We start from the raw sequence: 26,313 nt of genomic DNA on the forward strand, positions 1-26,313 counted from the left end.
CAAATGTCTTCCACAGTCTAAATTTGAGCCGTAAATATGCACCCTACGATTTTTTCTATAATCATCAAATTATTTGCTAAAATTAAATAATTAAAATGTCACAACCAAATTATTATGGTAAACAACAACCAATTACTCAACCTACCATCAAGTGACGAATTACCTGATTCAGACGACAAACCCGTGGATCACGAAATACAAATCCTAATTCCTAACCTGCTATGGCTAATTTTAAATCAGTTATGGGGCGATCGCTCTGATTGGTTTTTTGGCATAAATATGGGAATTTTCCACACCACTGGCTCAAATCCTAGAGTTGCTATAGTCCCTGATGGTTTCCTCAGTCTAGGAGTTCCAACACTGAAAAATGATCAATTGCGCTCTTCCTATATTCTTTGGGAGGAAAACTATATTGTTCCGATATTCGTATTAGAGATTGTTTCTAAAACTTATGGCAACGAATACGATGAAAAAATGACTGATTACGCTCGGTTGGGAGTATTGTATTATGTTGTTTATAACCCAGACTATTTCAAGCGAGATAAACATGAGCGTTTTGAGGTGTATCGTTTGTTAAATGGAGCATATCAACGTTTACAAGGAAATCCCGTGTGGATGCCAGAAATAGGTCTGGGGATAGGAACTGAAGTTAATAATTATTACCGTTATAAACGAGAGTTGTTGTATTGGTATGACTCTGAAGGGAACAGGTTTATGACTCCAGAAGAGGAAGCACTTCAGGAAAGACAACGAGCTGAAAAGGAACGGCAACGTGCTGAACAACTTGAACAAATGTTACGTTCCCTTGGTGTCGATCCAGAACAGTTGTAGCTATATAGCAACCGCCAAGGCGGTTAGGACAATTAGTGCGAGCATCTTGCTCGCGTCATAAATCATCATAATTACCCGATGTCCTAACTATAGTGGCGACTGCTATATATTTAGGGGCGAATGGCATTTGCTAACGCAAAGCTCCGCTAACGCCTTCATTGGATTTAGTGCAATAAGTGTAGGTTGGGTTAACGTAGGAAACACAACAACAACTTCTTAAGTTAAAGAGCGATCGCCCCTGATTTCTCTTTCTGGAAAAAATGCTATAATTATCAAAATTTATCAATATTAAAAGTAATTCAGCAATTAATAATTACCTCTTCTTAAAACGGATAGGATTGACTAAAAGGATTTTTTTTTATTTTATTCCGTTAAAAGGGGAGGCTTCAAGGCGTGAATTGTTGAATAAATAATTATTAACTATCAACTCTTAATTATTCATTATTCATTATTCATTATTCATTATTCATTATTCATTATTCATTATTCATTATTCATTATTCATTATTCGGTAATTATGTCTTCTTCAATTATCTCACAGCACATAGAAATTACTGAGGGTATTTGTGATGGAAAACCTCGTATTGCCGGACATCGAATTAAGGTTCAAGATATTGTTATTTGGCATGAAAGAATGGGAATGTCGCCGGATGAAATTATTTATCACCATCCTACTATTACCCTAGCAGATGTTTATGCAGCTTTAGCTTATTACCATGATCATCGAGCAGAAATTAGGCAACAAATTAGAAGAGGGAGAAGCTTTTGCCAAAAAATTACAAGGCAACAAACCATCTTTAATTCAAAAAATTATCAAAGGTATTAACCACTATATAAAAAGATGTCATACAAATCGAAGTCATCTTTGAGATGACTTAAGCTATTAGCCAAGGATTTCAATCCTTGGTGACTTGGTGACTCTAATTTTTGCCCAACTTCAACCTTTCTTTTTCTGACAAATTTTCTTCCAGTACACTAATATTTTCCACAGGAATATTAACTTTAACTTGCTCACCTATAGCATATTGATTCAGATGAAAAGGATTAATATTTTGTCTGCGGATAACTATCTTAGTTTTGTCTGTTAAACGCACTACATAACGAGTGTCTGTACCAATATAAACAATATTTTCTATTATCCCTGAAAAATCTGCTTTTTCTGTAGAAGTTGATGGGTAAATTTCTATTTTTTCCGGTCTGACAACTAAGGTAATAATTGTATCTATTGGCAGATGATGAACTGCGGATATTAACAATGGTAAATTTCCATCTATTAGCACCAAACTTTTATCCTCTTGATGTGCAGTTATTCGCCCTGTTAAAAAGTTACTTTCTCCGATAAATTCAGCCACAAAACGAGTTTTTGGTTGCTCATAAATCTCGACCGGAGTTCCTACTTGTAGAACTTCTCCTTGGTACATAACTGCTATTCGGTCAGACATTGTTAAAGCTTCTTCTTGGTCGTGAGTAACATATATAAAAGTAATACCTAACCTTTGCTGCATTTGCTTTAATTCCAACTGCATTTCTTTGCGTAATTTCAAGTCTAAAGCACCTAAAGGTTCATCAAATAATAATACTGCTGGTTGTTTAATTAATGCTCTTGCTAAGGCGACTCTCTGTTGTTGTCCACCAGATAATTGTCGGGGATAACGTCTTTCCATATCTGTTAATTTTACTTGAGCTAAAGTATCAGTTACCCGACGATTTATTTCTGGGCGTGAAATATTTTCCATTTCTAATCCAAAGGCAATATTTTCTGCCACTGTGAGATGGGGAAATAAAGCATAATTCTGAAAAACTGTATTGACTGGGCGATGAAATGGCGGACTATTTCCTATTAGTTGACCTTGAATATAAATTTCTCCGGATGTGGGCATTTCAAAACCAGCTATCATTCTTAATGTGGTTGTTTTACCACACCCAGAAGGACCTAATATAGAAAAGAATTCCGATTTTTTTATTTGGAGATTTATATTATTTACAGCGATAAATTTTTTTTGATTTTGACTTTTGAATACTTTGGATATGTTGATGAGTTCGACGGTCTGAGATAGCATATTATATCAAATCTGGTTAAATACTTATTATATAGTTGAGAGTGGGGGAGTAGGGGAGTAGGGGAGTAGGGGAGTGGGGGAGTAGGGGAGTAGGGGAGATTGAAGTAATTATAGAATTATAAACATATATTATATAACCGTATTTTATATAAAAATAAGAATAATTAACAATAACTGGCGTGTTAATTATCAAGAAAGTTATTCAGTATGAGTTAATTACTTAATAATTGAAGTATCACTTACACCAGTTATTGAGTTGATGAGATACAAAGTTTTATTGCTCTAGGGAACAGGGAAGGAATAAATGGTCTTATAACTGTACCTCACTATCCTCAAAAATGCTGTAAGCATAGTGTTCTTTTTTCAAATTGGTATAAAAAACTTAAATCTCAGACAACGTCATATTTTTCATTCTTCCTTATTTATTCTGGTATTTTTCAAGCATTTAAAATGCTACTGTATAATATTTTGGCAGTCCTGCAAGCGTAATAGTATTAATTAAACTAGGGACAAATTATCTACAGATTTATTATTTACTAATTAGGGTTTGCTGATTACATCTCAAAGCATTTACAGATGAAGGATTTAGTCTTTTTAGGAGCAAAAAAAGTGCCTGGTTTTCAGTGCCTCAGAGCTACAAAAAGTAAGTATTTTGGGATGATTATGACAGAACAATCCAGGGATAATTTTTCCAACTACCTCCTCTATAATTCCCCTAACTCCTAACTCCTAACTCCTGACTCCTCCCCTTACCACTCATACTTTTTCAGCAAACCCTAATTAAGATTAATAAAACGGGCGATCGCTTCTTTAACTAAGGGATAATTTACTTGATTTTCTAAGTCTACATAAGCAACTTTTCCTTGCTCAATAAATGCTTCTGTAACTCTGATTAGTTGATTAATCTGAGGTTCTCTAGCATCATCTATTGCTTCACTTACTTTTTCATTTATATAAGAGTTAATTACCTTTTTCTTATTTGTTCCTTGCTGAAAAATATTATTTAATTCAAACTGTAAACGTAAGTAACCTTCAGGATTCTTTGTAGACATAATTTGTTCTGCTACAAGGCTATTCGCTGAAGACTGAGAATTCATCAATATATCAATTAGTTTGATTGCCCATTCAGCTAGTCCCCATTCCACTATTTGCTTATAACTATATGGCTGGCTAGTTTCACCTGTGCCAATAGAAATTATCGAAATATCTTCTAGTTTATGACCTAGTTTAATTCCATGACTTATTGCTGCTAATGTGGGATTATTTGCTGCTATTCCTCCATCTATATGTGGTAGACTCAAGTCTCCATTTTTCAATTCATAAGCTGGAAAATAAGTAGGAGCTGATGAAGAACTAGCACAAATTTCCCACAGAGGGAGATTGTCATACCAAATGGTTTGTTTAGGTATTTCTGGATGATTATTTACAAAAATAGTCGGAGATTCCAAAAACATATTGTAAGCTACAATTAATAAGTTTATTTCATTAATTTCTTGAAGTCTAATTGCTGTTCCATCTTGTCGTAAAAAGTATTTTTTCAAGACTTTAATTAAGCCTTCATTGGAAAACTTAGGAGCAGAAATTCCATATTTCAATATTAAGGGTAATCTTTTGGGCGATAAGCGACTTTGGTATGGAAAAATATTGATTCCTTCTTCCTGATATAGTTTGAGAATATTAGCGCTTTCTGTTCCTGTAGCAACTAACGTTGCGATAATTGAACCAGTGGAAGTACCAGCTACTAAGTCAAAGTATTGATGTAAAGACTGACCTTTTTGTTCTTTAATTTGTTTTTCAATTTCTATCAGAATTCGTGCTGCAATTACTCCACGAATTCCACCGCCATCTAAACTAAGAATTTTGAAAGTCATTATAGTTTTGCCTTTATAAATAGGGTTTGCTGATTAAATATCGCGCTTATTGACTGATATTGATTTGAGCAATTTTAGACCTGAAAAAAGTGCGAGATTTTAGGTGGTAATGGTTCAAAAATTCAGGATTTTGCTCAAGAGTTGGGCAGAACAATCTTGGGAAAAAACGCCCGCTCCTACCTCCTCCAAATTCCCATTTCTCCTCTCCCCCTCCTGGGAGCAGGACTATTTCAAAGTATAGTATATTAACGATTTAGGGAGAATGGGAGTAATAGACATAGAGGAACAGTGAAATTTGTCAAAATTTGCCGATTTTTCAGCTAATAAGCGTCGTTAAGCTCTGAGATGATATTTGTTTCAACGCCGCTTAAAAGCCCCTATCCCCGTGTCTCCGTGTCTCCGCGTCCCCGTGTCTATGGAGAATGAAACAGCCCTGCCCTCCTGGGAGGGGGAGGGGCGAGGGGTGGGTTGTCTCCTGTCTCCTACCTTCACCCATAAGACTTTTTCAGCAAGCCCTAAATATAATTATTGAACTACTCAATTCTATCATTGATATATAGCAATTCCCAAGAAGTGTGAAGTACAAAATTCCTTTTTTTTAGGGAGTATGGAGCAGACTAAGACGCATTTAAAATGCCCCTTAGCAATTCATAAGTTAGAAGTCAAAAGTCGGAAGTAATAGGAGGTTGTACTTTTAATTAAGTACACAACAAATAATATTATGTCCGGATAATTAGTGATAAAAAAAACTTTCTCTTTTTTCTTGCTTCTTCCTTCTTTTTGTCCTCCGGACTCCTGACTCCTCCGTCGTTTATTTATAACTATTCAACTGGACATGATATAAGTGCTTTAAATGTACAACAGCTTAGGGAATAGTAATTCGGAAAACAGGGGATAGAAACAAAGAAAAATAACTGTATCGCACTAATTTGAGAAATGTTTGTTACAAATGGTAGGGACGTTGCATACAACGTCCCTACGAAAGAAGGAAAAGGAAAGAAGGAAGAAGGGATAAATATTGAAAAAAAGGGAAAAATAATTGTACCGCATTAGGTTGAAATCTGCTGTATAGCTATAAATAGATTGATAGTAATTTTTAGGCAGAGAAATGTGTTCCTACTGTTCCTTTTTCCCTGTTATTTTGTAAGCATTCAGCCGTCAGCCATCAGCTATCAGCTATTGCTTTTAATTTAGGATAAAAGGCTTTATTAATTGTCTTACTACAAAAGTTGGCTCCCCTACCCTTAAAGTCAGTTGTTAATTTAAACACTGTCCTTAAGAAGAGAGTCTTGTTGCTGATAGCTGACAGCTAATAGCTGAATGCTTACGTTATTTTTAATATAAATCTCTCTCTAAAGTTGAGCTAAAAATTACTAATTACCAACTCCTAATTTAACTTCTGTCCAAGCTTCATCATATAGAATTGTGGCTTTACCAACATCTTGAATATAATCAAGTTTTGCAAATAATTCTTGTGGGGGATAAATGGCAGGATTATTCAAATCGACAGGTTCGATTAAACCTAAATCTTTTGCAGTTTGGTTTGGGGTTGCATACTTAATGAAATTGGAAATTTTTGCCCCTATTTCTGGTTCGAGAATGAAGTTAATAAATTTTTCTGCAAGCTCTTTATTATTACTGCCTTTAAGAATAACCATATTATCAGTTAAAAGAACACTTCCTTCTTTGGGAATAGCGTAACGAAGGTCGGGATTTTCTTTCATAATCTGGAAAATATCCCCACTCCATTCACAGGTTAAATCTACCTCTCCTTGGTCTAATAAATTTTGACCTGTATCGGGCGCAAAAGCAGCGATCGCTTCTTTATTTTTAATTAGAAAATCTCTAGCTTCATTAATTTCTTTCGGGTTAGTTGTATTGTGGTCATAACCAAGGGAAATTAAGGCAATTGAAAAGCTACTTCGCATATCATCTAATAGAGCAACTCTGCCTTTAAATTTAGGGTCAAACATAGTTGACCAACTATTAATTTCACCTTCAGTAGCTTTGATGTTATAGCCTATTCCCATTGTGCCCCATTGATAAGCCATACTATATTTATTTCCAGGGTCGTAAGGAGGATTAATAAATTTTTCATTGAGATTTTTCATATTAGGAATATTTTCTTGATTTAGTTCTTCTAACAATCCTTCAGACACCATAATTTCCACCATATAATCACCCGGAAAAGCTACATCATAACCAGGATTTCCTGGCTTGATTTTGGCATAGAGGTCTTCATTACTTTCGTAGGTATCGTATTTAATTTTGACATTAAATTTATTTTCAAATTCAGTAATTACTTCAGGAGCAATATATGTTGACCAATTATAAATACTCAGGATGTTATTATTGCTAATTTCTGAAGTATTAGGACTATTATTACTACAACCTATTGGTAAAATTACAGCCATAGTAAATAGCAGCAGAAAAGTAATCAGTTTTTTCATATTTACAGATATTTATTTAGAGGTTATCTAAGAAGTCTCATTTGCTATATCAAAGCCCCCTAAATCCCTCAAAATTGGGGGACTTTTACCAGCTAATGGATTCTTTTTCCCCCCAGAATTGGGGGGCTAGGGGGGCAAAATTCAGTATTAAGGGACTTCAAAATAAAAAATTATCCCATTAGCTATGAAAGTAAGGCAGTAGGGAAGAAATTGAAAAAGTAAGGAAGTAGAGAGTAGCTAGTTAAGGATACTAAGTACAAAAATTGGGATAATTTATTTTCTGCTATTCCCTAAACAACTTTTCAGATATCCTCTTAGTCATTTTGTAAGAATTTCCTGCGGAATGCTGCGCAAACAGCCATTAGCAGTCAGCTTGTAAGCATTTCCTACGGAATGCTGCGCAAACAGCTATTAGCTGTCAGCTAGCCTCCTCCGGAGGAACTTCGTTAACAGCAACAAGACTCTCTCCTTAAGGACAGTGTCTAAATTAAAATAGACTTTAAGGGCAAGGGAGTCAACTTTTATAGTAAGACAATTAAATATTGCTTTTATCCTAAACTAAAAGCAATAGCTGATGGCTGATAACGCAGTTCCTCCGGTAGGAGGCTGGCTGACGGCTGAATGCTTACGTCAGCTTTAAGGAATTAGTAGTTTGGGGATTTGAGTAATATTGAGTCGTAAGCAAGTAGCTAATTTATTTCAGACTTTTAATTCTGTTAAATCTTTTAACTCTGATTACTCAAAAAAAGGGCAATTAAGTTAATAGCTCATGGCTGATAACGCAGTTCCTCCGATAGGAGGCTAGCTGACGGCTGTTTGCTTACGTTATTTTAGGTCTTTTTTTGATTCCCTAATTGTTCAACAAAAAGGGCAGATATTACCAACATTAAAGAAGCTATTAACATCAAAGTAGATATAGCATTAATTGCTGGTGTTACTGAAAATTTAATCATACCATAAACAAATAATGGTAATGTCGTCGAACCTACTCCAGCAGTAAAAAAAGTTATTACAAAATCATCTAGTGACAAAGTAAAAGCTAATAAAGCAGCACTAAAAATTCCCGGCCAAATCAAAGGTAAAGTAATACGAAAAAAGGTTCTCCATTCATTAGCACCTAAGTCTAAAGCTGCTTCCTCTAAAGCTGGATCAAGTTCCGCTACCCGCGCTCTTACAGTTACCACAACAAAAGAGATACAAAATGCTATATGACCAATAATTACTGTTGGTAAACCTAGCACTAGACGAATGCCTAAAAAATTTTCTATTAGTTGAAAACTTAGAGAAAAGAAAACTAATAAAGAAAGTCCTATAGTAATTTCTGGAATAATAATTGGTAGAAAAAGTATTGCCTCCAATATAGTCCGTCCGGGAAAACGAAAACGTTCCAATGCTAAGGCAATCATAGTACCAAAAATTGTGGCGATGATTGTCGAAATTACTGCTACTAAAAGACTGTTTTTTAAAGCCTCCCAAATCATCACATCAGTAATAGTGTCATTAGTTGCTCCTTGTAATAAATTCCGATACCAATCTAAAGTGAAGCCTCGCCAAATAGCATTAAAACGAGAATTATTGAAAGAGTAAATTACTAATATAAAAATTGGTAAATAGAGAAAGGCAAAACCCAGAGCAGCATTTAGCCATAACCCAAATTTACCAAGAGAACGAATGAGTAAATCTAATTGTTTCATTCTATAGCAATCCTATTTTATTTGTGTATAAAAATCTTACCGCTTTTAGGGAACAGGGAATAGGGAACAGGGAACAGATGGAAGTTTCAGTTTTTTGATCTACTTTTTGATTTGTCACAACTTATTTAGGATTGCTATAGTTTTTAGAGTGAGTTTTTTTTGTCTTCTGAAATTCGGAAATATATAATAACTGGGATTAATACAATTACCATTAATAAAATTGATAAGGCTGAACCAAACGGCCAATTTCTCGCTTTAATAAACTGATTTTGAATTAGATTTCCCACCATCATAGTTTTGGCACCGCCTAAAATATCAGGAGTAATAAAAGCACCAAATGCTGGAATAAAAACGAGTAATGAACCAGCAACTATTCCTTTGATTGTCAATGGTAAAACTATACGAAAAAAAGTTCGTAAATCATTAGCACCCAAATCTTGAGCAGCTTCTAACAAAGAAAAATTGAAACGTTCAATTGTGGCATATAAGGGTAATATCATAAATGGTAAATAACCATAAACCAAACCAATAATCACGGCAAATGGAGTAAAAAGAATAGTCAAAGGTTCATCTATTAACTGTAAACTTTGTAGGGCAATATTAAAGACTCCTTCAGTACGAAGTAATACAATCCAAGCATAAGTACGAACTAAAAAATTAGTCCAAAAAGGGATAATTATTAGCATTAGTAATATATTGCGCAAAGGTGGTCTACGGGTAGCAATAAAATATGCTAAGGGGTAACCAATTAGTAAACAAATAATAGTTGTAATTAAAGCTAAAAATAAAGACCGCCCAAATATTCCCCAATATATTCCTTGAGCTAGTCGTTGATAATTATCTAGGGTAAATTCCCAAACAACGCCACCATAAGTACCTCTTTCTAAGAAGCTATAAATAAGTACAATTATTAAAGGGATGATGAAGAAAATTAAGATCCAGATAGTTGCTGGAAATAACAGAATTAGTAAATTGGTTAGTTTCCGAGTTTCAATGGTTGATGTTGATTGTTTTTTATGAGTTTGCCACATATTTAATTAGGGTTTGCTGATTAAATCTCAAATAATTACCAGATAAAAGTTTTAGCCTTTTTAGGTATTGAAAAAGTACATGGTTTTCAGCTCTTCATGCTCATGCATGGAGCGCATTTTTAGCGCATAGTTGGGCAAAAAAATTCTCCCCTACTCCCCTACTCCCCTACTCCCCTACTCCTGAAAAAGTCTGATTGTCATTTCAGTTATCAGTTATCAGTACCTCTGCACACGCTTCGCACCCTACGCTATCTAAAGTCCGGCTAAGTAAAAACTACTATAATCCTTACTTGATAGATAGAACTGAGATATCACTATCAGTATTCTACGCGATCGCCAAAATATCTCCGATAGCAGGAAAAATCTCCAGAATGCAACAGTCGGAAAAAATCTCCCTTTTTAAATTTCATTACAGTATATTTCCTGACCAACTCTTTCTTTGCTATACCTGAACAATACTATCGGATAGTGATGAGTATCAATATAAATAAATTTTTACATATTGACAAATTTACATTTTTATGATCTTAAACTGCTATCTAGATCTTGTAGGGTCCAAACTCTTAAATTCTATCAACTTTTATATATTGACAAAATAACAGTTTTGTGCAAAAAAAAAATTATCGGTAATTTTACGAATCAAAGCAACTATGCCATGCAAAGAATCCGTAAAATTATAGAGATTTTTTTTAAAGATTTAATAAAGGTATAGACTATCTTAAAAAATCGAAGATATCAACTTTTATATATTTTCATCCTGAGTAGTAATTGGCATAATTGAAGAAGAAAAAATATTAATGCTTTCTATGGAAATGAAAGATACTCTCTCTTCAATAAAAAAGATGAAAAATTTCGCTAAAAGTAATCAAGAAGGTATTTGGAAAAAACATATAGTTAAAACCAAAAGAAAAGGATACTTCCGGAATATACAGGAAGTAAAAGTTGTAGCTCAAGTAGCAAATATGGCTTTTGATCAATCTACATCAAAATCCTTTACCTCAAAGGTTTGGGTAGTTTCTAGCTCTTTGTAAAAATAATTTCTATCTATATCGATCCGCTTGTCTGAAAAAGATTGGCGATCGTACAAATTTTCATAGGTATTATAGTTTCCAAAAATTAAATTTTTGGAATTTTTTTTTATTCAATCTGTTTTTTAAGGAAGTACTTTAAAAAATCAAACACGCCCTAATAAATTAATTATATAGAGACAAATACTTATAGATATGTATAGACAAATGTCTGGATAATTCTATTCTTAAATAGATTAATAATGATTATAATAATCGTATAAAAATCTTAGGTATTGCTGAATTAGTGTATGACATTAGTCTTAATGATCTAGTGTCGGTATGCAGAAATCAAAAGTCAAAAATTAAAAATCAAAGTTCAAAAGTCAAAAGTATTGATTGGTAAGGCTTTTAGGATTTTGTAATACGAATGTGAAAAAAGAATGTTACGAATAATAAGTGATCTAAATACTTTACAGAAAATGTCCCTTTGATAAAAAAAGAGAATTTACTAGCTCAAAAGCAGATAGTCTGAACTGTTACCAGATGAGCTGTTGCCAATCATCACCATCAGACTTTTTCAGCAAACCCTACCTACTTATATACAAAACATCAAAACTATTTTCAAAATATCTATAAGCCATCAACTAATGATTGATGATACCAATGAGAATGATAACCAAGTAGGGGAGACAACACCCATCTCACAACTTATTTTTAACCGCTATAGCTATAATAATATATTTATATTTGACTTCTCACCCGACTCAAGTACAGGTGATTCTAAGCAGTTGTTCCGAATCGGTTTAAAAACACGATTCTCAAAGGCCACTAGCTGTCACTGGACTTGATTAATTTTTTCCAGTGGTGGTAGCTCATATACCACCTACAGACTCAAATATGCTGACAATAATGCCACATACATCGCCCTTACTTTTGTCTCGCTTTTAGAGTGGTTTTACTCAAGGAGTGAGCTATAAATCCCTATCCTTGCTGCCTGTTTGTCTGTGCCGAGTGTCTTGGTAGAACCATGCTACTAATTTCTTCCCGACAGGAGTTTCACCCCTACTAGCAAAGAGTCTATGGGACAAACCTTGTTCTTACTCACATTTATTAGTATTATCCAACGTTTTGGGATACTTGGGAATAAATTCCCACAACTTGTTTTCATCCAAGGGCTAAAGCCACTTAGCTTTCAACTGCACGTTTTTTTTGTAAAAGTGTAAATTAAAAAGTGTGAGAGAAAAAATAGTATGTTATAATACAAATTGTAAATGGATTCTGATGATTTTTATAAAAATCGCTCTATACCCTCATCAAGTGGAGGGTCGGAGTTAGTATGGCAGCTATCGAATCAATATCATTATTTACTGAAGAGTTAGTAAGAGCTAAAACAGGTAAATCTCTGTCAGACATTGAAAGAGAAGTTCTACGACTGTCTTTATCTGGAGAAACCTATAGTCAAATAGCCTCCAAATCAGATTACTCTAGAGATTATATTAGCCAAAATGTGGCTCCTAAATTATGGAAATTGCTCAGTAATATTCTCAAAGAAAGAATTAGCAAAACTAACTGCCTTTCTGTATTAGAAAGACAACTATTTATTTATCAAACAAGTAGAAAGCAACCTACACTGACCAACTTAATTAATAGAAATACAATCCAATATTCAGAAATTTCCGAAATAAATGATTGTAAATTACTAGATGGTAGAATCCCCATAGGTTCTCCATATTATATAGAACGTGCGGAGCAATTAATATGTTATTCAGAAATTAATAAACCAGGATCGTTTCTGCGTATAAAAGCACCCAGACAAATGGGAAAAACTTCTCTATTAATGAGAACTATTAGTTATGCTATCAAACAACAATATCATACAGTACGATTAAGTTTACAAAGAGTTGATAGTACAGTTATCAAAGATATCAATAAATTTTTAAGATGGTTTTGTGCTAGTGTAACCAGAAAATTACAGCTAGAATCAAAGTTGAATGAATATTGGGACGAAGATATTGGTAGTATAGAAAGCTGCACTTTATACTTTCAAGAATATTTGCTTTCTATCACAGATAATCCCATAGTTTTAGCAATAGATAAAGTAGATTATATTTTTCAGTCTCCAGAAATAGCTAATGATTTTCTGTCAATGTTACATTCTTGGTATGGAGAAGCAAAGGAAGTTAAGCTCTGGCAAAAACTGCGGATAGTATTAGTAAAATCTACAGAAGCTTATATTGCAATGAATATTAATAAATCACCTTTTAATATGGGGATAGCTATAGATTTATCCCCATTTACTCTCGGACAAATCCAGGAATTAGCAGAACGTTATCAAATAGATTTATTACCACAAGAACAAGATAAACTAATGCGATTAGTAGGAGGTCATCCCTTTTTAATTAATACTACTTTTTATCATATTAAATGTCATCATGCCAGTTTAGAAAGCTTAATCAAAACAGCAGCTACAGACACAGGTATTTATAGTAATCATTTGCACCAACATTTACAAAATCTGCAACAATATCCAGAACTGAAAACAGCTTTTGAACAGGTATTGCGGACTGTAGCTCCTGTAGAGTTAGAGCAGGTACTGGCATTTAAGTTAAAAAGTATGGGCTTGGTTGTACAATTAGAAGGTAATTTAGTCCTGCCTAGTTGTGACTTATACAGGCGATACTTTTATAATGTATTTTTTGGTATGTAGTTGGGAAATTTAGGATTTAGGTAGTAGAAAATATTTGTTAATTTTTTCACTTGGATAAGGAGGATAATTATGACATTCGATCATTCTTCTAGGTTGCCCCTTGAAGACCGCGAGACTAAAATTCGACAAGCAATAGCAACTGAATTGTTAGATTATTGGCAAAAGCGCTATACAGAATTTATTGAAGATCGAGATACTGATGAACAAATTTGGGACGATCGCGAACTTAACCCCGAAGAGTTATCTGAAAACGCTGATGCTGCCTATCAATTTTATAAAGAAACAGTGGAAATGGGAGATTGGGGATCTGTATTGGCTTACAGGATGGAAGTAGAAGAAGAAGCGATAGAGATTATTTATGTCGTTACCGATGGTGATGATGGTTGGTTGGAAGCTTATGATTTGGATGGAAATCTCCTGGGTGCAGCGCGACGATATATTGAGTTATTAGCTTGGAAAAATGTAGAGGATGTGCGAGGACAAGTAGAAACAGGAGATTTTCCCCCCGAACTGAATCACCAGTCAACTTTGTGGGGTCGTTCTGAAGCAATAACAGAGGAGTGAAATTTCCCTTCTTTATTCCTTAAACCCTCTAGCTAAACTAATGGTTCTTGCTGAGTTGTGCAATGTATTCCTCCGCCTCCGGCAGCAATTTCATCAATATTAATTTGCACAATATCTCGACTGGGAAAAAGTTCTGCTAGAGTCTCTTTAGCACGCCTATCTGCCTGGCGATCGCCAAATTCTGGTGCAATAACAGCATCATTAATCACATAAAAATTAATATATCCGGCTGCAAAGTCATCGCTTTCATATCCCGGTCGTATTCTATTCGGTGCTTCCAGCACAACAACTTCTAGTTTTTTCCCATCCGCATCCGTTGACGACCGCAAAATTTCTAAATGTTTTTTGGTAACAGCATGATCAAAAGATTTAGGATTTGGATCGTATCCCGCAACAACAACACCAGGACTAACAAAACGGGCATAAAAATCTGTATGTCCATCGGTAATATCGTAACCTCTAATACCTGGTAGCCAAATAATTTTACGCAACCCCAATAAAGCCTTCAATTCTGTTTCGCAATCAATTTTGCTCCAACCAGGATTACGATTATTATTGATAATACAACTTTCAGTCACGATCGCTGTGCCACGACCATCAACTTCAATACCACCTCCTTCAAATACAAGTTCTGTATTTATTAGCGGTACTCCTGATTTTTTTGCCACAAACCGAGCAACCTCAGCATCGCGGTCGTGATATTGTTTGTTTCCCCAACCATTAAAATTAAAATCAATGGCCGCTTTTTGACCTGCTTCATTCACAACAAAAACTGGCCCTGTATCCCTCATCCAAAGATCATCTATAGGACAAACAATCAACTCTACACTAGAGCCACATTTGGCTGCGGCTACATCATAGTCTGTCTCACGAACTAACATTTTTACAGGTTCATATTCAGCGATCGCTCTGGCAATGTTTGCTAGATTATCTTGTACACCAGAATAGTATTTACGTCCCCAAATATCTTTACTTGCGCTAAATGCCATCCAAGTACACAAATGAGGTTCGGTTTCATCTGGCATATAAAACGAGGAATTTGATGACATAGAAGATAATGTATGATTTGATAATTTAGGATTAGTTGTGGCAAAGCTGGCTAAATTCTTGAGAAAAATGTAGCTTGATGTGGTCGATATTAATTGGAGAAAAAATCGTCTATTCATAAACTAAGTTAGAAGGCAGAGGGCAGAGGGTAGAGGGTAGAAGGAACAATTAGATGGGGTTTTATACCCTTGTTCCCTTCGGTCACGGGCAGAGGTCAGGAGTCAGAATTCTCTTCTGCATTCTCCCCCGCTTTCCAAGGGGGGGGGGATGCCCTCTGCCTTTCCTGATAAATTTTACTCTACGAAGCTAAAAGGGAGTTTGGTTCAATCTGTACAATTATTCTTCAAGTCCCGAAACAATCGTCGAAGCATAAAGGCCACAGTTCGAGACCTAACTAAGTTGGTGAATTTCTTCCCTTTCGTCGAATCTTTCTGAAGCTGCTGCTTGTGATGTTCAAACTTGGCCATTATCTCCAGACCGACCCCAGAAATCAACCTTTTCTTCCCTACAACAGTCAAGCACCACAGATATAATTCCTTTCTGGCCAATGATGAGCCAGCAGCTCTAAAACGTTCTATCTCCCCTGACGACCTCTCCTCACTGCCAAAACCCAAACGCCTTTTAAATGCACCCTCACTTTCAAAACGGCTCAAGGGATAACAACGGATTAACAGCATTGCACGAGCCATCAACCCAAAACCATATAAATCAAAAACTTCATTAAACTTTTGAAATTCTTGAGAATAAATCAAATTAGTTAACTCTCGGCGGAGGCCAAATTCTGACAAATGCAAGTCACATAGCTGGTTGGCCAGAAACTTAGTAAATTCAGAAATTTCCACGCCATATTGAGGAGCGACGGAGTTTTGATATTTTTTGTTATAAAGTTTTTCACCCACATCCGTGTATCTTTCCCGTTCAGTAATCCAAGCCCAAAGAGGGGATAATCCATCAGGACCTGGAGTAGATTTGATGCTGGCTATCTCTGGAAACTCCTTAGCTAATTGTTGCCTCAATCTATTTATAATGGGCGATTGAATTCTAGAAATAGAATGAAGTTGCAAGTAGCGATCGCTAATTTCCTTAATCAAACCCGGCTCAAACCTCAAAAAAGCATGAGGTTTGTCCCAGTTTTTCAAAGCATAAACTGCTAAAGCTAGAGCATCTGCTTGGTCATTTTTATCGGGCAACCGCTCCGATTTTCTGAGGTATTTAACCTCTGGATGCCCCACCCACCTGACAAATATTTTGTGACTCTCAGCAATCTTGGCCCACAAGAAACTATAATTACCTCCGGTTGGTTCCATCACCAAAGCATCAGCATCTTCCAAAAATTCAACGAACTCCTTCACACTTTCTCGGTTTAGACAAAAGGTAAGTGGGTCAGTCTTCTTGGTTCGCTTATTTTTTTTAAACTCGCAGCGTAAATCGGTGGGAATTTCAAAAAGTTCCCAGCAAACAATAGAGGACTTACAGACATCGCCCCCAATAACTCGTTTATTCATTTGTAATGGTGATATAAAAAAATAAAAACTTCTGCGCTCACAAATCACCTGAAAATAGTTTTTTTGTAAACCACTCAATTTACTCTCAAAGAGCAGAAGCTATAAACTCAGCGAGCTTGCTCATAAAATTTAAAAAGTGCAAGCACTCATTTTATCATCAAAGCAGGTGACTCACTGAGTGTATGCAGGCGAACCCGCGACTGCTGATGGTTGTTATCAGTAGTTTCTGTGCAGCCTGTTACACTTCATCAGGCGGTCAAGGTTTAAGCAAGTCCTTTGCTGCCCAAACCTATGCTCAAGTTAGCTTGGGGTGAATTGGGATACCCCAAGCTAGGATGCCCAAAAGAAAAGCGCCTTTCCTTTGGGTATCTGATTAAGTCGGTTCGGCGGACGAGTCCTGTGGCTCGTCTTCTTGTAAAAGGTTTGACATATACTCTGCGTAATCTTCAGTCCCCGCTGTAAAAAGAATTTCTCTCAGTAATTTGAAATACTGCTCAGGAAGACCCGTTTTCTGACCTCGTCCTTCTAATATTTCAGCACGCTCTATCGCTTGTTCTAGAAGTACTAATCTGTTTTTGGCTGTGAGAAAGTAAAGCTTTGCGGTATCAATTTCTTTGCAAGTATTATGAAAGTTTATCCGAGCTTTTTCCAAGGATGCTGCGGAATATTCAACCCCTAACTCTTTGAGACAATGCTCAAGAATGTCAGGCCGTTCATTAGCTATAGTCGCTGCCAGCAATTCCCTGGCGTTAGACAGACCCAAATTGATATCTTCATCTTCTTCAAAACCATATTCATTCTCGGCAGTAAGTACATTGCCACTAGGTAGACAATACTCAAATTTCAGCTTAGTTCTCAATATTTTCATGCAGTATATTTCCTCCTGTTATTTTTGCTAGTAAGTCAATGGCTCAAGTGTAATGAATCAGTGAATTAATAATAATCAAGCATGTTGCCATTATCGTTGTCACTGTCATCGTTGCCATCACCGCTGCTATAGTGAGCATCATTATCATTGCTCCACTTAGGACGTTTGTCTGGGTTTTCAGTTTCCAATACTTGCACGAGTGCTTTACCAAAAGCTACCGGTACTGTTTGACTGTCCGTAGTCGTTCCATTGTTAGGTTCCTCGTTAGGTGTTGATTCTTGTTTATCTTGGTCCAGGGACTCGTCAGGTGAGTCCCCGTTTGTGGTATTGTTGTCAGATTTTTGCTTTCGGAAAAAGCGATCGTGAGCTTCTTCTATCATCCAGGTGAAAGTTTGACTGGCTGTGAGCTGAAATAGTCTAGCTAAGTCGCTCGCTTTACCCCAAACATTTTTGTCAAGTTCGACCTTGGGTTTGTAAGCTGCTCCTTCTGAATATTCTTTGCGCACTAGCGTTGTCAGACATTCCTCTGGTGTGGTCTTTCGGTCTTTGGCAAAACTGTAATAATCCTCCGCTGCTGCTAGTTCCTCTAGTTGCTCCCAAGTTTCTTTGTTCACCTTGACGGTGCGATGGGAGTGGTCTTGAGGTTCTAGCACTTTAACTATGAATGAATGAGTGATAGGGCACTTGTCGCCTTCAGCTCTGGCTAGACAGGCTTGCCACCGATAAGCAAGCCATTCCCTCGCATCTTCAGCTTGCTTCTTGGTGAAACCTTGGTATCCCTTGCCTACTATATCTGCCTGAGCAATACAGGTAGGCAGGACTTCAAACCCACAACGAATCAAATCTATGGCTACCCTAGCTGCCCTCATTATCCTCCTAGCATATCCATCACTATGCTTGAAATGTCTATGGCAATAGTCGGCAAAATTATCAAACCCCAGTTGTTTGTAAGATTTTGTAGTCACAACTGCTTTGAGTAAAATACCCCGTTCTATATAGCTATAGGTAGTCCTAGACAACTCTTCATGCAATACTTGCGCTTGCTCCGAAGTCACCCTTGAGACCATGCCCCAGTGCTGCCGACATTCCTCTATGTATTGAACCCAGCCAGGAGTCTGCTGTGCTGTTTCTATTTTTTCAAATGTTGGTAAGGGTAACATGTCTCAATCTTTTGGTGCTTTTTGATGTGGATGTGCTTGTGCCTGATGGATGTTTTAATTGTGAGATGCCTCTAGTAGCATCTGTCCTGTTTTGCCCGGCATCACTGGTACTATTGGGTTCCAGACTTCAGACGAAACCCTCGCTTGGTGAGTAGCATCTATGTCAAGGGAGGCGAAGTAAGCGTCAACGGTGACTTCGGAAGATTGAATATAGTCATCTACGATCGCTTCCATCATGCCGTTGTAGTCAAAAATCTCACCATTGTATTCGTAGGCGGGAAGGTCCTTTGCTATAGGGACATTGATGTCTACTGTCACTCTAATTTTTGCTGTTACTTCGTATTCTCTTTTCATGTTATGATTGGTAGAATATTTAAGTTACCCTTTAGCTCAGATGCCTTTGGTTTTAATCAAAGGCAGTTTTTATTAGAATGGAATCCAGTCTTCTCCTTCAAGGGGTAGGTGATAGTACCAATTATTAGGGAGTAGGGATTTGAGGAAAGGATAGGCTCGGCAGAGGAAGGAGCATAACCAAAGGTCGGGGTAAATACCGAAGACAAAGTCATCGCACAAAGGAATCCAAGAACCGGGCAGATAGAGACAAACGCGAAACTTGACTATATCTATGCCTGCAAGTTTTTTCTCTACAGTTGTTGCCCGTAGACGAATCTTAAGGCGATCGCTTGCCCATTTAACCCGGAAACTATATTCAAACTCTATTTCTTCAAGTTTCATGCTACTCTGCGACCCATTCTGTGTAGGCGATATCATCGGTAGGCTCTTTCCTGGAGGGACGGAATGCAGGCTGTTTTGCTAGCCTGTAACCGTCCCTCTTCAACCAGTTATCCATGGAGGCAATGAATTTTTCAACCTCTTGCCTGTCACCAATGATACGGACATCTAGTGTTAAACGAATACTCATGAGTTTTCCTCTGGTAGGCGGGTCTTGCTAGGATATACCGCAAATGTGATCATTGCAGCTCTAGCAAACTCCGCTGCCTGGTACAATTGTTCTACTCTACGTTCGCTTACCTCAGTACCATGCCTATCTGCGATGTTTACTGCCAAATCTTTGAATATCTGAAACATTAAATGGCGGTCCTCAGCAGCTTTGGCTTTTATCTTTTCTATCTTTGCTTCGGTCACTTCGCTAGTTTTTAAGTTTTCTTCCACGATCGCTCCTTTTGTTATAGGTAAAAATGTTATGGATAAATTTCTTGCTGTGATGAAAGTTTGATTCAAGGAAGGGGGACTATAGCGGAGGCTTTGTCCCCTAAATTCACCATGAATGAGTATGCAAACAGATAATTTATTCTTCAACTCTAACTGACCGCAATATCTAAGGAAGGCGAGGAACCAAGGACAGTTTGCCTCGCCTGAGTGCTTATGTCAGATTGAGATTTTGGTCCATGCTGCTCCTGGTCCTCCAGGCTTTTCCCCCCTAAACATCTGTTGTGTAATCCTTGATTGTTATCATGTATTGTGTATGAAATGATGTCAAGTAGTTTGAGTAAAATCATTTTGTACACAAACAATGACTGAGCAAAGAGTAAATGGCCGGAAAACCGAAATACAAGAGTCCGAAGAAACGGACGAACCTTTCCTTGACCCCGGAAACCTTGGAAAGAATGGATCAGATTGCGGAAGCACTAAACATCAGTCGCAGCGAGTTGGTGGAGAAATGGACGCGAGCATGGGAGCAAATGGACTCCTTGGGATTGTTGGGGGAGTCCTTAGCCTGCTCCGAGAAGTAGCGAAAGAGGGGCTAGAGTATATAGATTCTCATGGTGAAAGGCTTGAAACTAGATTAATTGAGCATTCGCAAAAGAGAGCGAGTTATTTGGAAAAAACTGCTGCTTTGGAGAGAGAAATAGCCCGTCTGCTTGAGCAGGCTGAAAAATTGCCAACAAACCCCACCGAAGAAGAATAAACCAATCAGGAATGCCGATCGCTGCATCAGCGGTCGGTAATTTTATTGCACATTCACACATATATATATAGACATGACCCAAACCATCGTCGAACAGCTAAAAATAGGCCAACTTTGCCTATGGCATCCCGGAGTCATCGAAGTATTGAAACAGTCCAGCGACTGGCATCCAGAAACCGACCTTTACGACCTAATCGGCATGAAGCCCCACTTTTGGGCTGGTCATTCCGCAATAATTGAAGGGAGCGTACTCCCGATAGCGTCCTTCACTGTCATTACTAAGGATGGCCTCCTGGCAAAAACAGAAGTGCTAGCCCTCCCCTTCCCCAGCAGCATTGTACCCTCAGCACTTGGACAGGAAATACTTGCTAGAAAGATTAGGGAGGCTGTCCATGAGCAAATCCAAGAAGGTCTAGACACTCTGAGCGAGGCAGTAAAAAATCAACCCCTTACGCATAACTTCAGTTCCACATTTATTAACCTAGAAATTTTTCGACTCATGCAGATAGGCCAATTAGCCGAAAGCTGAAGAGACATTTGCAAACAACAATACTTAGTGAAAGATGAAAAATAAACGAACCTATGCAATTCCGGGTGGAGCAAAGATCGAAAAATTTGGAGAGCTTTTACTCTGGGATGAAAAAGTTAAGCGATTTGTACAGGCAATTGAAGACTCACATATAGGAGGAGACGTCAATGAGTACTTTGGGTTGACCCCGAATATTTACGCCATCCATCCAGCTATGTATAGAAACAGGCACTTTGCTATCCTCAGTGTCACCGACTTCCAACTAAGCACAGAAGATTTTCGTTCCACGGTTATAGTTTTCAGGCATCGCACAAAACTCGAACTCCCAGAGAAAGTGCAGGAGGGTTTCAGTAGTGCAGTCCTTGGTCACATCAAAACAAGTATTGACCGCATAGGGCAAGACATTGTAGCTGGCAGTTTGGGTGCTGAGAGAAAAATTCCGTATTCAGCCAGTGTAATGACCATGGAAGCATTGATGTTAGAACAAAGTAAGTCTTAATAAAAATGGAAAACAAATCAATCTACACCGTCAATGACCGGGGAACTATCGAACTATTCGGACCCCTTATGCTTTGGGATGAAAGGATAGAACTTTTCCTGGAGAAATGTTATGGCTGGCATCCAGAAGTAAATATTGAATCGGCACTTGGTCTAACCCCAAATATCTATGCCGTACATTCGGCTAAATACAAAGGCACGCATTTTGACATGATGAGTTTTACAGATTTTCAAATCACCACAGGAACTAACGCCTCAGCAATCGTTGGACTGGCTTCCCCTAACGAGGCCATACCTCCGGAAGAAATCAAGGGAAGGTTCAATAAGGCGATCGTGAGATACGTTGATACAGAAATTGTCAGTGTAGTAAAGGAAATAATAGCTGTACACTCCGGTGAGAAGAAGAAGACTCCGTACTCATCCTCCTACACCACTATTCAAACATTGATGTTGCTATATGAGGGAAAATTTGAAGAATGAGAATAATTCGGAACTGGGGATTTTTACCCAAAGGAAAAGTCGAACATCTCGGACCGCTCATGCTTTGGGATGAAAGAGTAAAACTGATTCTAAACCGATGTAATGGTTACTGCTCAGAGTTAAGTATCTATGAAAACTTCCAGATGAACCCCACCATATATGCGGTACATTCGGCAGTGTATCAAAGAAAAAAACTCGAAATAATAAGTTTGACCGAGTTTCATCCTCGGACAAGAGATTGCAAGTCTGTGATTTTGAACCTGAGTCACTCAAAGGATAGACCACCGCCGGAGAGAATCCAGCATAAAATCTCCAAAATAATCTCCGACTATGTTGGGTCAGAACTTTCCAACACCCTAGAAGAGTTAGCAAGCTTATCCACCGGAGGTAGGAAAAAGCTCCCTTACTCATCCAGCTTCACAACAATTGAGATGTTGATTGCAGCAAAGCAAAGAGGGTCAGATAATTATGGCAACGATTAGACAAGGCGATTGGGTGAAAATTACAGCTCACAAACACCCTCTAAAAAACGAAGTGTTGGAAGTGCTGGAAGTTGATAGTGGGAGGTTCTCAGTTTACCATGAGGCCACTGGGTCTGTAGATTTAAAATTCCACGAAGCAGAGCTCACTCTAAAACCAAAAGATGTTCCGACACCACCAACTATTCCCAACAGTATAGTGGCCAAAATTAAATCTTTGATAGAAAGATATAAAAGTATTAACGGCACTATCGACCGTAGATTTGTGGAACAAATATTAGGCGAGGAGATTGTGGAGCAAATATTCAAAAGCACTGGTATTGAAGGAACAGGCATTAAATGCTCCACAGATTATTCTCCTAAAGAGAGCGATCGCCTAAATCCATCCCCTTCTCCGGAAAGCTCTGTGGAGCAAATATTAAAAAGTACCGATACTGAGGGAGCGGATATTAAATGCTCCACGAATTCTCGATTGGAAGAGAGCGATCGCTTAAACCGACTCCCTTCTCCGGAAAATTCTGTGGAGCAAATATTCAAAAGTACCGATACTGAAGGAACAGATATTAAATGCTCCACGAATTCTCGATTGGAAGAGAGCGATCGCCTAAACCGACTCCCTTCTCCGGAAAATTCTGTGGAGCAAATATTCAAAAACACTGGTACTGGAGGAATAGACATTAAATGCTCCACGAGGTATCAGGGTAAAAGCAAAGGCAGACCTAGAGGCTCTACCAACAAAAAGCCAGCCTCTGGTTGGATTGACACTAGGTTTAATAGCCAGATGGCAACCACGAACTATTATTATTGTCGTAGGCAAAAAGTCAAAAAGACTCCTATACCCACAGGAAGGGTACAAAAAGTCAGGGAACTAATCAAGAGTGAAGCCCCAGTCTCCCAAATTGAAAACTATCTCCTTTCCTCACAACATAGCCAACAGGTTGAAGAAGTTGAAGAAGTTGAGTTTTAGGTTATAATCACACTATGGGAGAGCCGTGGTCTTACCTGGACATTATTGTATCGCGGTGTCCAGGTAAGCGCTTACCCTAGGTGTGATGCAATGTTTCATCTTTGTAAGCACCCGGCAAGCACCCGACAAACTCCCTGTCAGTAGCTTAAGCCGTGGCTAGAGTAGCTTTTGAGGTATTAAGAACCGATAAAGCTTAAGCACTCTACTCCCTCAGAGCTGCTCCACCCCCTAGTTCCAGCAGCTATTATTTTTTTCTTTTTTAAAAGTCTCCAAAATAATTATTTTAGGAACTTTTAGCACTAAAAAACTGCTGGAAGTGCTAATTTTCCGTAAGATAGTTAGTTAACTCATTTGTTTATTTTGGATACTTCTATCACCTTGGTAACTTTCGGGTTGGTAACTTTCAGCAAAATAATTAATTAATTAACTTGTTTATTTTGGGTAATTCTACTACCAAAGTAGAGAGGGATTATCTTTACAGAAACGAACTAGAATCCCTCTTCAAAGCCGCCAAGGCTAGCAACCGTGGAACGAGGAACTATGCCTTACTGCTAGTTATGTATCGACATGGCCTGAGACGGAGTGAGGCTGTAGCTATGCAATGGCAAGATATCAACTTCCCAGGAGAGGAAATATATATCAAACGGGCAAAAGGTTCCGTTAGTGGGTCTGCTCCATTGTGGAAGGATGAGTTGGTCGCCTTAAGAAACTACCAGCGAGAAAGTGGCGATCGCTCATTTGGAACTGTCTGGCAGGGTTGGAAAAACAAACCTTTAACAGCCAAGGCTATTTATAAGATAATTAAGGAGTTAGGTAAAACCATAGGTTTAGATATACACCCCCATCAACTAAGGCATTCCTGTGGTTATCACCTCATCAACAATGGAAATGAGTTGAGGTTGGTTCAACAGTTATTAGGTCACAAGGAAATCAACAATACCGTTCGCTATACAAAACTTGCAGCAGGAGCATTGCGAGCCTTAGTAAATTAATTTTTTATTTAAGCCCTGTTTGAACGCAGCCTTTGTAAACATTTTGATAGAAAAACGGCTCCCAAACAGGAGTATTACCTGATAACGAACACGTCAAGGAGAATGCTATAGGTATACACGCAATAACTGTCACAGCTAAAATATAGACAGCCACTATCCAGACACATATCTTTTCCTTTTTGCTCATATTTTTTTCTGCCGGCAACTATGAACTAGAATCAGATAATACTATAACCTGAAGAGAATCACCCATCGGTTTGGTTGAAGGTAGAGAGGCAACGAAGAGGATTCTTTCACGATTATTTTCACCGAGACTATCTATATCAAGATAAGCACATTTTTCAAATTTTTCCAACATAACCCCTCCACGCGCGAGAGAAGAATGCCCTCGAAGCTCATCCACTCCGCAAACATAAAGTTCTACTCCGACGGGATACTCGCTTTGATGATTTTTCCCAAATACCATACGAACTCCCAAAACTACCTCCCCGTCAAAAGGGTTTGGAATAGAAGACTTAAGAGTAAGTCTATGCTGCTGCCTATTCGTAAATATATACGAGTGTTGACCTTCTCCCCTTGACTCGAAACGAAAAGAATTTTCCAGAAAAGACAAGTTAGCCTTGATTGGTTTCAATTTAATAGATCCTCAACATTGAGTTGACTAAACATTTGCTTCAAAGATGATACAATTCTTTTTGCCGAGAGCAAAGTCCACAAATTTACTTGCCTGTTGACTCATTATATTAGCTTCCCCTTAAAATCTTCAGTGATTCTGAGAATTCGTATAAATAACACCAGCCTTTGAAAATTCTCGCGATCGCGACACACTTCACCCCAAACCCCACCCTTCCCAGTATCCTTGGGGGGTACTTACTATATTTGTACGGTATCTTTCACCTTTTCTCTTAATTGTCAACTCCTCTAAATCTTTGCCCGACGGGCCCTCACTTTCAGTCCACCTGTGTACCTCATACTGATGTATCTCATTATCCGGGACCTCATCTAGGTATTTCCACTCTTCTGAGTTTCTCAATATTGCGATATAGTTCATATTCATTAAATTTCCTATGTCTCGATACATTTGCGCCCTCATAGGACAATATTCTATTCTGAGTCTACCTACATAACTTGTACCAATATATCCTATTGAGTAGAACTCTACAGATTTTTCCACATTGCTACACATATTCTCAAAGCAGTTTCCGAACTGCATATTTAGCCTAAACGCCTGCCTGTCAGACTTTTACTTTCAAATCTTCCCCGTAGTTTTAAGTTTATTTGTAGCGTCTAAAATTGAAAGAACTTGAGTAAAAATTTCAACAAATATCGATTATTTTTTTTATCCAATCGCTCCTTATGGTTGGATTGCTTGCTGTGTATTTAAGTACCTTGATTAATACCGATACTTAAACGGGAAGCCATGATAAACTTTACAATGAGGAGCATTTTTGGCTAGGTGTCTAGCTGCCACTAGACACCTATAGAACCATGCGCCAGGGGAAGTAAATGGCTGAATACCCTATGAACTAAAGCCTAGAGAACAAGCATCTATCTCTGTGCGTCTAGTGCTAGGTGTCTAGTGATAGACATCTACCTAGTAGACAGCAGACAGGGTACTAACAAAAGCATAGTCCGGGTAA

The 26,313-nt window shown here is 37.7% G+C and carries 27 protein-coding genes; 13 read left to right on the plus strand and 14 right to left on the minus strand.

Going from position 1 to position 26,313, the window contains the following annotated elements:
* The first annotated feature begins 114 nt into the window (after positions 1–114).
* Both F6K54_RS01425 and F6K54_RS01430 read left to right on the plus strand, forming a co-directional pair.
* The gene (locus F6K54_RS01425; protein ID WP_293073440.1) at positions 115–831 is read left to right on the plus strand and encodes a Uma2 family endonuclease; all 717 of its coding nucleotides are present in this window, start codon (positions 115–117) and stop codon (positions 829–831) included.
* Positions 832–1,348: 517 nt separating this feature from the next.
* Positions 1,349–1,657 (plus strand): DUF433 domain-containing protein, encoded by a 309-nt coding sequence (locus F6K54_RS01430; RefSeq protein ID WP_366558019.1) that lies wholly within the window; start codon positions 1,349–1,351, stop codon positions 1,655–1,657.
* Positions 1,658–1,751: 94 nt separating this feature from the next.
* Here F6K54_RS01430 and F6K54_RS01435 read toward each other — a convergent pair whose 3' ends face one another.
* From F6K54_RS01435 to F6K54_RS01455, 5 genes are all read right to left on the minus strand, one after another.
* On the minus strand, positions 1,752–2,891 hold the full coding sequence (locus F6K54_RS01435) for an ABC transporter ATP-binding protein (RefSeq protein WP_293073443.1): 1,140 nt from the start codon (positions 2,889–2,891) through the stop codon (positions 1,752–1,754).
* A gap of 776 nt (positions 2,892–3,667) precedes the next feature.
* Entirely contained in the window at positions 3,668–4,762 is a 1,095-nt protein-coding gene (locus F6K54_RS01440) for a patatin-like phospholipase family protein (RefSeq protein WP_293073446.1), read from the minus strand.
* A 1,373-nt stretch (positions 4,763–6,135) separates the two neighbouring features.
* Positions 6,136–7,212, minus strand: coding sequence for a PotD/PotF family extracellular solute-binding protein (locus tag F6K54_RS01445; RefSeq protein ID WP_293073449.1), 1,077 nt, complete (start codon positions 7,210–7,212; stop codon positions 6,136–6,138).
* Between the two features lie 830 nt (positions 7,213–8,042).
* Positions 8,043–8,906, minus strand: coding sequence for an ABC transporter permease (locus F6K54_RS01450; protein ID WP_293073452.1), 864 nt, complete (start codon positions 8,904–8,906; stop codon positions 8,043–8,045).
* 143 nt (positions 8,907–9,049) lie between these two features.
* Positions 9,050–9,937 carry an ABC transporter permease gene (locus F6K54_RS01455; RefSeq protein WP_293073455.1) on the minus strand — a complete coding sequence of 296 codons (888 nt, stop codon included), beginning with the start codon at positions 9,935–9,937 and terminating at the stop codon, positions 9,050–9,052.
* 842 nt (positions 9,938–10,779) lie between these two features.
* Here F6K54_RS01455 and F6K54_RS01460 point away from each other — a divergent pair.
* The 4 genes from F6K54_RS01460 (at position 10,780) to F6K54_RS01475 (ending at position 14,218) form a co-directional block, all read left to right on the plus strand.
* A complete protein-coding gene (locus F6K54_RS01460) occupies positions 10,780–10,968 on the plus strand; it encodes a hypothetical protein (RefSeq protein ID WP_293073458.1) in 189 nt (62 codons plus the stop codon).
* A 530-nt stretch (positions 10,969–11,498) separates the two neighbouring features.
* Positions 11,499–11,795: a hypothetical protein gene (locus F6K54_RS01465; RefSeq protein WP_293073461.1), complete on the plus strand. Its 297-nt coding sequence runs from the start codon at positions 11,499–11,501 to the stop codon at positions 11,793–11,795.
* 488 nt (positions 11,796–12,283) lie between these two features.
* Positions 12,284–13,654 carry an AAA-like domain-containing protein gene (locus F6K54_RS01470; RefSeq protein WP_293073463.1) on the plus strand — a complete coding sequence of 457 codons (1,371 nt, stop codon included), beginning with the start codon at positions 12,284–12,286 and terminating at the stop codon, positions 13,652–13,654.
* A 69-nt stretch (positions 13,655–13,723) separates the two neighbouring features.
* Positions 13,724–14,218, plus strand: a complete 495-nt coding sequence (locus tag F6K54_RS01475; RefSeq protein ID WP_293073466.1) for a hypothetical protein — start codon at positions 13,724–13,726, stop codon at positions 14,216–14,218.
* Positions 14,219–14,250: 32 nt separating this feature from the next.
* Here the strand turns inward: F6K54_RS01475 and F6K54_RS01480 are convergent, their stop codons facing one another.
* The 7 genes from F6K54_RS01480 to F6K54_RS01510 form a co-directional block, all read right to left on the minus strand.
* The gene (locus F6K54_RS01480; protein ID WP_293073468.1) at positions 14,251–15,384 is read right to left on the minus strand and encodes an agmatine/peptidylarginine deiminase; all 1,134 of its coding nucleotides are present in this window, start codon (positions 15,382–15,384) and stop codon (positions 14,251–14,253) included.
* Between the two features lie 204 nt (positions 15,385–15,588).
* Positions 15,589–16,770, minus strand: coding sequence for a transposase (locus F6K54_RS01485; protein ID WP_293073471.1), 1,182 nt, complete (start codon positions 16,768–16,770; stop codon positions 15,589–15,591).
* 373 nt (positions 16,771–17,143) lie between these two features.
* Positions 17,144–17,638, minus strand: coding sequence for a hypothetical protein (locus tag F6K54_RS01490; protein WP_293073474.1), 495 nt, complete (start codon positions 17,636–17,638; stop codon positions 17,144–17,146).
* Between the two features lie 65 nt (positions 17,639–17,703).
* Positions 17,704–18,798 (minus strand): hypothetical protein, encoded by a 1,095-nt coding sequence (locus F6K54_RS01495; protein WP_293073477.1) that lies wholly within the window; start codon positions 18,796–18,798, stop codon positions 17,704–17,706.
* Between the two features lie 54 nt (positions 18,799–18,852).
* Positions 18,853–19,152, minus strand: a complete 300-nt coding sequence (locus tag F6K54_RS01500; RefSeq protein ID WP_293073480.1) for a hypothetical protein — start codon at positions 19,150–19,152, stop codon at positions 18,853–18,855.
* Between the two features lie 72 nt (positions 19,153–19,224).
* Positions 19,225–19,533, minus strand: a complete 309-nt coding sequence (locus F6K54_RS01505) for a hypothetical protein (RefSeq protein WP_293073483.1) — start codon at positions 19,531–19,533, stop codon at positions 19,225–19,227.
* Positions 19,534–19,716: 183 nt separating this feature from the next.
* Positions 19,717–20,040 (minus strand): hypothetical protein, encoded by a 324-nt coding sequence (locus tag F6K54_RS01510; protein ID WP_293073486.1) that lies wholly within the window; start codon positions 20,038–20,040, stop codon positions 19,717–19,719.
* Between the two features lie 386 nt (positions 20,041–20,426).
* Between F6K54_RS01510 and F6K54_RS42570 the strand changes: the two genes are divergently transcribed.
* Positions 20,427–20,552, plus strand: coding sequence for a hypothetical protein (locus F6K54_RS42570; protein WP_366558023.1), 126 nt, complete (start codon positions 20,427–20,429; stop codon positions 20,550–20,552).
* Positions 20,553–20,600: 48 nt separating this feature from the next.
* Here F6K54_RS42570 and F6K54_RS42575 read toward each other — a convergent pair whose 3' ends face one another.
* Positions 20,601–20,789 carry a hypothetical protein gene (locus F6K54_RS42575; RefSeq protein WP_366558020.1) on the minus strand — a complete coding sequence of 63 codons (189 nt, stop codon included), beginning with the start codon at positions 20,787–20,789 and terminating at the stop codon, positions 20,601–20,603.
* A 12-nt stretch (positions 20,790–20,801) separates the two neighbouring features.
* Between F6K54_RS42575 and F6K54_RS01520 the strand changes: the two genes are divergently transcribed.
* The 6 genes from F6K54_RS01520 to F6K54_RS01545 all read left to right on the plus strand — a co-directional run bounded on the left by F6K54_RS01520 (position 20,802) and on the right by F6K54_RS01545 (position 24,673).
* A complete protein-coding gene (locus F6K54_RS01520; protein ID WP_293073490.1) occupies positions 20,802–21,257 on the plus strand; it encodes a hypothetical protein in 456 nt (151 codons plus the stop codon).
* Between the two features lie 34 nt (positions 21,258–21,291).
* Positions 21,292–21,756 carry a hypothetical protein gene (locus tag F6K54_RS01525; RefSeq protein WP_293073493.1) on the plus strand — a complete coding sequence of 155 codons (465 nt, stop codon included), beginning with the start codon at positions 21,292–21,294 and terminating at the stop codon, positions 21,754–21,756.
* Between the two features lie 5 nt (positions 21,757–21,761).
* Positions 21,762–22,235, plus strand: coding sequence for a hypothetical protein (locus F6K54_RS01530; RefSeq protein WP_293073496.1), 474 nt, complete (start codon positions 21,762–21,764; stop codon positions 22,233–22,235).
* Complete coding sequence (locus F6K54_RS01535) at positions 22,232–22,717, plus strand: hypothetical protein (protein WP_293073499.1); 486 nt, start codon at positions 22,232–22,234, stop codon at positions 22,715–22,717. The genes F6K54_RS01530 and F6K54_RS01535 overlap by 4 nt, the downstream gene beginning before the upstream one ends.
* Positions 22,704–23,681 (plus strand): hypothetical protein, encoded by a 978-nt coding sequence (locus tag F6K54_RS01540; protein WP_293073502.1) that lies wholly within the window; start codon positions 22,704–22,706, stop codon positions 23,679–23,681. The genes F6K54_RS01535 and F6K54_RS01540 overlap by 14 nt, the downstream gene beginning before the upstream one ends.
* 437 nt (positions 23,682–24,118) lie before the next feature.
* Positions 24,119–24,673 carry a tyrosine-type recombinase/integrase gene (locus F6K54_RS01545; protein WP_293073505.1) on the plus strand — a complete coding sequence of 185 codons (555 nt, stop codon included), beginning with the start codon at positions 24,119–24,121 and terminating at the stop codon, positions 24,671–24,673.
* Between the two features lie 205 nt (positions 24,674–24,878).
* Here F6K54_RS01545 and F6K54_RS01550 read toward each other — a convergent pair whose 3' ends face one another.
* Positions 24,879–25,307 carry a hypothetical protein gene (locus F6K54_RS01550; protein WP_293073508.1) on the minus strand — a complete coding sequence of 143 codons (429 nt, stop codon included), beginning with the start codon at positions 25,305–25,307 and terminating at the stop codon, positions 24,879–24,881.
* Positions 25,308–26,313 lie beyond the last annotated feature (1,006 nt).

The organism is Okeania sp. SIO3B5, from assembly GCF_010692555.1.
Taxonomy (GTDB): Bacteria; Cyanobacteriota; Cyanobacteriia; order Cyanobacteriales; family Microcoleaceae; genus Okeania.

What these genes read in the sequence shown, in the direction of transcription:
- F6K54_RS01425 (WP_293073440.1), top strand. Translation starts at nt 115, where the DNA reads ATGGTAAACAACAACCAATTACTCAACCTACCATCAAGTGACGAATTA.
- F6K54_RS01430 (WP_366558019.1), top strand. Translation starts at nt 1,349, where the DNA reads ATGTCTTCTTCAATTATCTCACAGCACATAGAAATTACTGAGGGTATT.
- F6K54_RS01435 (WP_293073443.1), bottom strand. Translation starts at nt 2,891, where the DNA reads ATGCTATCTCAGACCGTCGAACTCATCAACATATCCAAAGTATTCAAA.
- F6K54_RS01440 (WP_293073446.1), bottom strand. Translation starts at nt 4,762, where the DNA reads ATGACTTTCAAAATTCTTAGTTTAGATGGCGGTGGAATTCGTGGAGTA.
- F6K54_RS01445 (WP_293073449.1), bottom strand. Translation starts at nt 7,212, where the DNA reads ATGAAAAAACTGATTACTTTTCTGCTGCTATTTACTATGGCTGTAATT.
- F6K54_RS01450 (WP_293073452.1), bottom strand. Translation starts at nt 8,906, where the DNA reads ATGAAACAATTAGATTTACTCATTCGTTCTCTTGGTAAATTTGGGTTA.
- F6K54_RS01455 (WP_293073455.1), bottom strand. Translation starts at nt 9,937, where the DNA reads ATGTGGCAAACTCATAAAAAACAATCAACATCAACCATTGAAACTCGG.
- F6K54_RS01460 (WP_293073458.1), top strand. Translation starts at nt 10,780, where the DNA reads ATGAAAAATTTCGCTAAAAGTAATCAAGAAGGTATTTGGAAAAAACAT.
- F6K54_RS01470 (WP_293073463.1), top strand. Translation starts at nt 12,284, where the DNA reads ATGGCAGCTATCGAATCAATATCATTATTTACTGAAGAGTTAGTAAGA.
- F6K54_RS01475 (WP_293073466.1), top strand. Translation starts at nt 13,724, where the DNA reads ATGACATTCGATCATTCTTCTAGGTTGCCCCTTGAAGACCGCGAGACT.
- F6K54_RS01480 (WP_293073468.1), bottom strand. Translation starts at nt 15,384, where the DNA reads ATGAATAGACGATTTTTTCTCCAATTAATATCGACCACATCAAGCTAC.
- F6K54_RS01485 (WP_293073471.1), bottom strand. Translation starts at nt 16,770, where the DNA reads ATGAATAAACGAGTTATTGGGGGCGATGTCTGTAAGTCCTCTATTGTT.
- F6K54_RS01490 (WP_293073474.1), bottom strand. Translation starts at nt 17,638, where the DNA reads ATGAAAATATTGAGAACTAAGCTGAAATTTGAGTATTGTCTACCTAGT.
- F6K54_RS01495 (WP_293073477.1), bottom strand. Translation starts at nt 18,798, where the DNA reads ATGTTACCCTTACCAACATTTGAAAAAATAGAAACAGCACAGCAGACT.
- F6K54_RS01500 (WP_293073480.1), bottom strand. Translation starts at nt 19,152, where the DNA reads ATGAAAAGAGAATACGAAGTAACAGCAAAAATTAGAGTGACAGTAGAC.
- F6K54_RS01505 (WP_293073483.1), bottom strand. Translation starts at nt 19,533, where the DNA reads ATGAAACTTGAAGAAATAGAGTTTGAATATAGTTTCCGGGTTAAATGG.
- F6K54_RS42570 (WP_366558023.1), top strand. Translation starts at nt 20,427, where the DNA reads ATGGATCAGATTGCGGAAGCACTAAACATCAGTCGCAGCGAGTTGGTG.
- F6K54_RS42575 (WP_366558020.1), bottom strand. Translation starts at nt 20,789, where the DNA reads ATGTGTGAATGTGCAATAAAATTACCGACCGCTGATGCAGCGATCGGC.
- F6K54_RS01520 (WP_293073490.1), top strand. Translation starts at nt 20,802, where the DNA reads ATGACCCAAACCATCGTCGAACAGCTAAAAATAGGCCAACTTTGCCTA.
- F6K54_RS01525 (WP_293073493.1), top strand. Translation starts at nt 21,292, where the DNA reads ATGAAAAATAAACGAACCTATGCAATTCCGGGTGGAGCAAAGATCGAA.
- F6K54_RS01530 (WP_293073496.1), top strand. Translation starts at nt 21,762, where the DNA reads ATGGAAAACAAATCAATCTACACCGTCAATGACCGGGGAACTATCGAA.
- F6K54_RS01535 (WP_293073499.1), top strand. Translation starts at nt 22,232, where the DNA reads ATGAGAATAATTCGGAACTGGGGATTTTTACCCAAAGGAAAAGTCGAA.
- F6K54_RS01540 (WP_293073502.1), top strand. Translation starts at nt 22,704, where the DNA reads ATGGCAACGATTAGACAAGGCGATTGGGTGAAAATTACAGCTCACAAA.